The 2,474-nt window shown below is 59.3% G+C and carries 1 protein-coding gene; it reads right to left on the reverse strand.

Features of this window, described 5'->3' with window-relative positions; translation table 11 throughout:
* Positions 1-2,329, reverse strand: a 2,329-nt coding sequence (locus D9C15_RS32955; protein ID WP_128003683.1) for a Tn3-like element IS1071 family transposase, incomplete at its 3' end; no start/stop codon positions are given.
* Between the last annotated feature and the right edge of the window lie 145 nt (positions 2,330-2,474).

The following is a 2,474-nucleotide window of genomic DNA, read 5'->3' on the forward strand; positions in this document are numbered from 1 at the left end:
CGATTTCTGCGGGCACTTTGGTGCCGCGTGGCACAAAGAGGTGGCGCTGTTTGAGTTCCTTCAACCGCGGGCAAAGATCAAAACCAAGCAAACGGGCATGTGACATGGCAAAGTCGGTGTAGCCATGGGTATCCACAGCAAGCTGGCTGGTCTCCAGCTTTTCTTGGCGGATGACACCTTCAATGGCCACGCCCGCCTGGCGCTCATTGAGCACAAAGGGCTGCGCATGGAAGATGCCCCACCGGTCTTTTACATGGGAGTAGATTCCAATGGAAGGTGTGTTGCGCCGAGGATCAAGCCGGGCTTGCCACACCCGTTTGGTGGTCTCCATGCTCATCATGTCAGAAGATGCCAAATCGGACCGCCCCCAGGTGGCGGCAATCGGGTGTCGCTGCATGAATTCCAGCACAGCCTGGCAGGCCTGGCTCAGACGCCGTTCGTCCCGCGCCCAGCGCATGGCCTGGCGAATGCTGGTGGCAGACAATTGCGGAATCATGCGCGCGCATTCGACCGCAGTCAGACTGGTGCCGTGGGCCATGATGCCGGCATAGACCATCAGCAGCTCGTCGGTAGAGCGCGGCTCACGTCCGAGCATGATCCAGCTAAAGCGCACCTGGGCGTCAACGGCCAGAATCACTTCCGGCAATTGAACCTCACCGATGCGGTGATCCAAAGCCGCGCGCAGCTTGGTCACTTCTGGGTCTTCGTCCTCTGCGGGCAATGGCGACAAATGGAGTTCATCATCCACGCGCAGTACGCCACTGCGGGCTGCAGCGGCCACCGCATCGACACCGGCAGTTACTCTGGCCAGCAAAGGCTTCAAGAAAGTGGCAGCCTTGCTGGGTAACGATAGACGGGCATAGTGTTTCTTGGACTCTGCCTGCCAACGCTCGTCCGTGAAGAACAAGCGCGCACGACCCCGAAAGCTCAGGCTGTGCTCAATCCAGACCGAGCCATTGCGCACCGCGCGGCGCAGGGCAAACAGGGTGGCCACCTCCAACGCCTGAAACGCCCGTTCCCGGTCTGGGCTGGAGATCGAAACCTGCCAGATCATTCCCAGACTTGGTGCCACCACTTCAACTGGCAGCTTTCTGGATCCTTTGAGATATAAAGCTTGCAGCTTGGCAAGGTACTCGATGACAGGATGCTCGCCGGTGGCCTGCCAGGGCAGCTTTGCAATGGCGACGAGCAACGACCGCACGGGGCGAATTCCATCAATCAATCCCTCGCGGACCAGGGAGGCCCTGCTCGGTGGTTTGCGTTTCTGGGTTTCGGTGATCAAGGCTTCAAGACGGGCACGCAACTCAGCATCTGGCACCGCACCTTGCGCGCTCAAGGCAACAAGTTCGCCGAGCAGCGTTTTGTACATTGCGGCCCAATTGACGGTAGCGGGGACATCGGCGGCAGCCTGACGCCACAGATCGGCGATCCGGCGCTGCACCATAAGGATCAACTGGTCTGTGGTGGTGAACAGGCAATACCGAAGAAAGCATGCGACCTCCACGGTGCGCGCTGGCTCTTTGATCTTGGCTCCGGCTGAGGGCGGCCTGGAGACAAGTCGGCGCGCGTAGCGGCGCAAGATGAGATCGGGGATGTCTGCCAGGTGCTTATGAACGTCCAGCGTGTAAAGCAGGTCGATGCGCTCCAGTACCTCGCTGATTTGGCGGGTTGAGTGTTTCGCCGGTGCAGCCCATAGCCAACTCTGCTGGGTTTGTCCATCTGGGCGCAGCTCTGAAACTGAGGCTCGCCAGCGATCAAGTGTTGCTGGATCAACGCTGGCGGCGATGGCGGTGCCTGTTTCAACTTCAAGCTGGGCAAGTGCCGCCGCAATCAGTGTCCGAATTGCCCGCTCGTGCACGATCACCAGCTTGTTCTTGTACAGCCATTGACGCGCCCGCACGAGTAGCTGATCGCGGTCGGCGCAGCGCGCCACTTCGTCGCGCAGTTCACGTACCAGTGAGCGGCGCTGGTGCTCGCTCATCCACTGGAATCCAAGGACCGTGCAGGCTACTTGTTGGTGATCGAATAGCGTGCGCCCGCGTTCATACATGGCTCTCAGCGAGGCGACTTCTGGTGCTGCAATGCCAAGCTCGTTGCCAAGGTGGCGCCACAAGGCTACTGGAATTACCCGAAAGGCACCGAGCAAACGCCCACTCATGCGCAGGAAACCAATATGGAGCGCCAGACCAAGCTTGTGGGAATCACCTCGGCGTGCATTGATTGCGTCGCGCTCGGCACCATCGAAGGTGAAAAATGCCTTCATCTCGAAGTCGCTGATATCGCGGGGGAGCCCACGCATCCCCAAAAACGTTGTGTGCCAACCCTGCATCGTGAACCTCAAAAGTGGGAGGCCACCATACCCGTTTACAAAGCGAACAGGAAAGTCAATGAAATCAACGGTCTACCCAGACCACCCCCGCGCCAGTGCTAGCTTTGCGTACCGTCACTTATTGCACTGAAAACGAGGAGACCCC

It is taken from the genome of Piscinibacter defluvii, from assembly GCF_004011805.1.
Taxonomy (GTDB): domain Bacteria; phylum Pseudomonadota; class Gammaproteobacteria; order Burkholderiales; family Burkholderiaceae_C; genus Piscinibacter; species Piscinibacter defluvii.